Here is a 3,553-nt window from a genome sequence, read left to right as displayed (position 1 = left end):
GTGGACAATGCCGATTCGGGATTGGAAACCTGCTCTTAATCGATTTGCCATCCTCTTTGAGGATCGTCTCCATCTCTAGCTTCTAGACTTTACACATTTTTCTTGACAGTCTCCCAATCATCTCACCTGAAGGCATTAAAATCAGGCTTAATAAATTAGTATCTAAACCATTTCTATTCTTGGCAAGATCTACTAAATCAGGTTCATTGAGATCATCTTGCTCTGAAAACGCTAAAAGATCACTATGACTATGGATAATTGCTACTGTTAGACCTCTTATCTTTGCTTGTTTTAATGTTTTGACAAAAGAGTCTGTCTTCCAAGTAATGTGTAATTGAGATTGCGAGACTACATCTTCATCTGGAACTTTTTCAACTGCGTAGGAAATAAATTTGTGATGTTCTTGTCTATCCCAAGGATCAGATATGATAAACGAATTACCACATAGTAAATAAGCTGCTCCCTCGGTTCCGTCATCATGTTGTAAAAGCTCTTTTAGAAGCTCATAGTGATGTTCCTGTAATGTCAAACTAGCCTTCATCATTTTGCCTCCTTTAAAGCTGTTGTCATCCTAATTAATGTGGTATGGATGCCATCAATTCCAACCCTCCACTCGTTATTGTGCCGAGACCACCTTTGCCAACTTTTGCCATCAAACTGGAAAGGTTGATCGGCTGCCTTGGGGTACTTTGCTGCTTGTGTTAAAGTGACCCAAGGGAACAAATAGAACATATCAGTGGGAACGTCAGGATAACCTGGAGGCAACAAAATCAAAATGTCAGCATTGGGTATGTTGTATAAGCCAATTGGCAGGGTAAAGTCAGACAAAACAATACCCTTATACTTTCCATTCGTTGATTCTCTATAGTTCACAGCATGTTGATTGAGATATAGACGATCTCGTTCGGGTAAAAAACTCATAGCTTAACCCTCTGTAGTTGTCTGCTTACCAGTGAAAAAGCTTTCAACACCTGCTTCAGTCAAGTCTACAAGTTCACAATTCTCAATTTTGCGATCTTCTGTGCTTTTGGTTTCTTGCCAAACACCATAAGTATTGGGATCGACATTCGCAAGCTTTTTAAGCTGAAAACCAGTAATAAAACTTGCCCCCCATTGGAAACGGCGACCGTCAATTGTAAAGAAGAATGAGCGATCGCTACGAAAGGTGATGAATTTTTCAATTCCCTGTTTCTGTAGATTTGTCGTCTCGTCAAGTCGAATCTCTTCAAGTTGACCATTACTAAGCATCTCAAAAATCAAGAACTCTCTTGTAGGAAGCTTGTTTGCAAGATCGAGTAGCTGCTGTCCTGTTACTACAGAATCGTTTATGGAGTGGACAATATCATCAATGCGAACCTTGTAATTAGCAGTCATAGGATTAACCTCTATGTAAAAGTGCTTTGACACTAGATTACATATCTCATCCTAAAAAGTCAACTGTATTCGACTAAAAATCTTTTTTTAGATCATAAATAGTCAAATTGATTTGACAAAAGCTGATCGCTTTTGGCATAATAGTCAAAAACCTAATTTAAAAATAAATCAGCGAATAGGAGGCATCCATGAAAGATGTTATCGCTGGCAATATGATTCTTTACCGTAAAGCATTACGGCTGTCTCAAGAGCGACTAGCAGAAATGGCAGGGGTCACTCGCCAGAGCATTAATAATTACGAAAAGGGTAAAACTTTACCTGATAGTAAAACTCTCTCAGATTTAGCTTATGTTTTGGGAGTTGGGATAGATGATTTATTACGCACGAAAGATGATGATCAACTCCAATTTCGTTTTCGCGCTCGAGAGTCTTTTGGAAAATCACCACAGTTTGCTGCTCAAGTTCGCCAGCTCTTAGCCACTTATACTCAACTTGAAAAGGCAGTTGGACTTCACCCTTATGCTCCAGAAAGTACTCCTTGCGATATGGTGCAGGGTAATGAGGCATATATTCAAGAAATTGCATCCCAGTTTCGACATCGCATTGGACTAGGAGATGCACCAATTGCGAATCTATTTGAAGCGGTAGAAGGTGTAGGACTTAAGGTTTTGCGTCTTCCTGTAGTAGCAGAAGGCTTTTTTGGATTAGGTGCTTGTAGTTCAGATTCAGGTGCATTTGTTTTAATTAATTCCAATGTCACTATTGAACGTCAAATCTTTACTCTGGCACATGAAATTGGACATTTAATCTTTCATCGTGGTGAGTATCAAGATACGTTGAAAGAGGAGGGTACAAAGGATGAAGAGAAATTTCGTGAAGGAGTAGCAAATTATTTTGCTGGTCATTTACTAGTGTGTCAGCCTGAATTTGAGCGCGTATATCGATTTACAAAAGACATCTTAAAACTTAAAGTTCACTTTAGGGTAAGTTATCAAACTATCTTGCGTCGTCTCGCTGACATGAAACAAATTGACTATCAGAAAGAGATAATCAAGATTAAGGGTATCTACAAAAACCGTAATGGAGTTTCTCTAAAAAATTCCGAGGAACTAGAACCAAGCTTAAATATAAAAGAGTTTCCTGAGAACGGGCGATTTAATAACTTGGTATGGCAAGCACTAGAAGCAGAAGAAATTACTGAAACTACGGCGGCTGAGCTTTTAGACATAAAACTTCAGGATTTGGGTAAAGAACGAATCAAACGTCATAGCCAAGATTCTGATTTCTATGTAATTAAATAAGACTATGACTATAATCTTGGATGCTAATGTCCTAATTGATTTCCACTGGCTGAATGAATGGGCATGGCTCCAAGATAACTATAGTCCTCTTTTTGTATCTGAAGATATTCTTAGTATTGGTAAGTTAGACGAGAGAACCAAAGAATCTGCTGTTAAATATCTTCAGCCATTGCCTCTCAATACAGAAGAGATATATAGCCTTTACAGAAAGTTTAGACAAGAGTTCTATCCTATTGCTACTGCTGACTGTTCAACATTAGCGATCGCCAAGCAATCAAAACTTATTTGTGGCACAGATGATGGGAAAATGCTCAAAATATGTAACAACTATCAAATTAATTACATTCGGACTTTGCAACTGCTAAAACAAATGTTTGATACAGGATATAGAACTACTGATCAAGTACTAGAGATGAAAAGAATTCTTGTAGAAGATAGAGGAAAATGGATTGCTCCTAATGTCTTGCTAGATTGGGAGCAAAGTCTATAACTGAGGTATTGCCCCATTCACAAAAAAGGGTGCAAGGAAAAAACAGAAATGTGAAAAAGGTATATAGTAATTTGAATAATAGTCATGGAAACTATTGTTACTAATACCCAAGGGCTAGGATGTAGCCTAGTAGATATCCGAGTCCATTTGATTTAGCTGATAAGTTGTAAGTTGTTGGTGACATTCCTAAAGTGATTAACGCAAAGAACGACAGTGATTGTTTTTACTAGGGTTGGGCTACAGGACTTAAGGAGATAGGATTTTGCGGACACGAAGAGAGTGTAAAGTGAAATGTGTAAAGTCTGGGATGTATGCAGAGAGATAATCTAGCCACACAATAACTAACACAAAAACCGATGAATATTCGCAAAGAATTGCTAGATGAATT

General features: G+C 38.0%; 5 protein-coding genes. 2 read left to right on the top strand and 3 right to left on the bottom strand.

Features of this window, described 5'->3' with window-relative positions; translation table 11 throughout:
* Nucleotides 1-82: 82 nt before the first annotated feature.
* Genes H6F42_RS21090 through H6F42_RS21725 form a run of 3 tightly spaced genes read right to left on the bottom strand, consistent with a single transcriptional unit; the run spans nt 83 to nt 1,374 of the window.
* Complete coding sequence (locus H6F42_RS21090; protein WP_190401347.1) at nt 83-544, bottom strand: Mov34/MPN/PAD-1 family protein; 462 nt, start codon at nt 542-544, stop codon at nt 83-85.
* Nucleotides 541-921: an E2/UBC family protein gene (locus tag H6F42_RS21730; RefSeq protein ID WP_199289235.1), complete on the bottom strand. Its 381-nt coding sequence runs from the start codon at nt 919-921 to the stop codon at nt 541-543. Before H6F42_RS21730 ends, H6F42_RS21090 begins: the two co-directional genes overlap by 4 nt.
* A 3-nt stretch (nt 922-924) precedes the next feature.
* The gene (locus H6F42_RS21725) at nt 925-1,374 is read right to left on the bottom strand and encodes a multiubiquitin domain-containing protein (protein WP_199289233.1); all 450 of its coding nucleotides are present in this window, start codon (nt 1,372-1,374) and stop codon (nt 925-927) included.
* 188 nt (nt 1,375-1,562) lie between these two features.
* Between H6F42_RS21725 and H6F42_RS21080 the strand changes: the two genes are divergently transcribed.
* Together H6F42_RS21080 and H6F42_RS21075 are read left to right on the top strand one after the other, a co-directional pair.
* On the top strand, nt 1,563-2,675 hold the full coding sequence (locus H6F42_RS21080) for an XRE family transcriptional regulator (protein WP_190401346.1): 1,113 nt from the start codon (nt 1,563-1,565) through the stop codon (nt 2,673-2,675).
* 4 nt (nt 2,676-2,679) lie between these two features.
* Nucleotides 2,680-3,165, top strand: a complete 486-nt coding sequence (locus H6F42_RS21075; protein ID WP_190401345.1) for a hypothetical protein — start codon at nt 2,680-2,682, stop codon at nt 3,163-3,165.
* Nucleotides 3,166-3,553: the final 388 nt, after the last annotated feature.

The sequence above is a fragment of the Pseudanabaena sp. FACHB-1998 genome (assembly GCF_014696355.1).
In the GTDB taxonomy this organism is placed as follows: domain Bacteria; phylum Cyanobacteriota; class Cyanobacteriia; order Pseudanabaenales; family Pseudanabaenaceae; genus Pseudanabaena.
This window is presented reverse-complemented; position numbering and strand designations above follow the sequence as displayed.

Coding starts and splice junctions, on each gene's coding strand:
- H6F42_RS21090 (WP_190401347.1), bottom strand. CDS start 544: ATGATGAAGGCTAGTTTGACATTACAGGAACATCACTATGAGCTTCTA.
- H6F42_RS21730 (WP_199289235.1), bottom strand. CDS start 921: ATGAGTTTTTTACCCGAACGAGATCGTCTATATCTCAATCAACATGCT.
- H6F42_RS21725 (WP_199289233.1), bottom strand. CDS start 1,374: ATGACTGCTAATTACAAGGTTCGCATTGATGATATTGTCCACTCCATA.
- H6F42_RS21080 (WP_190401346.1), top strand. CDS start 1,563: ATGAAAGATGTTATCGCTGGCAATATGATTCTTTACCGTAAAGCATTA.
- H6F42_RS21075 (WP_190401345.1), top strand. CDS start 2,680: ATGACTATAATCTTGGATGCTAATGTCCTAATTGATTTCCACTGGCTG.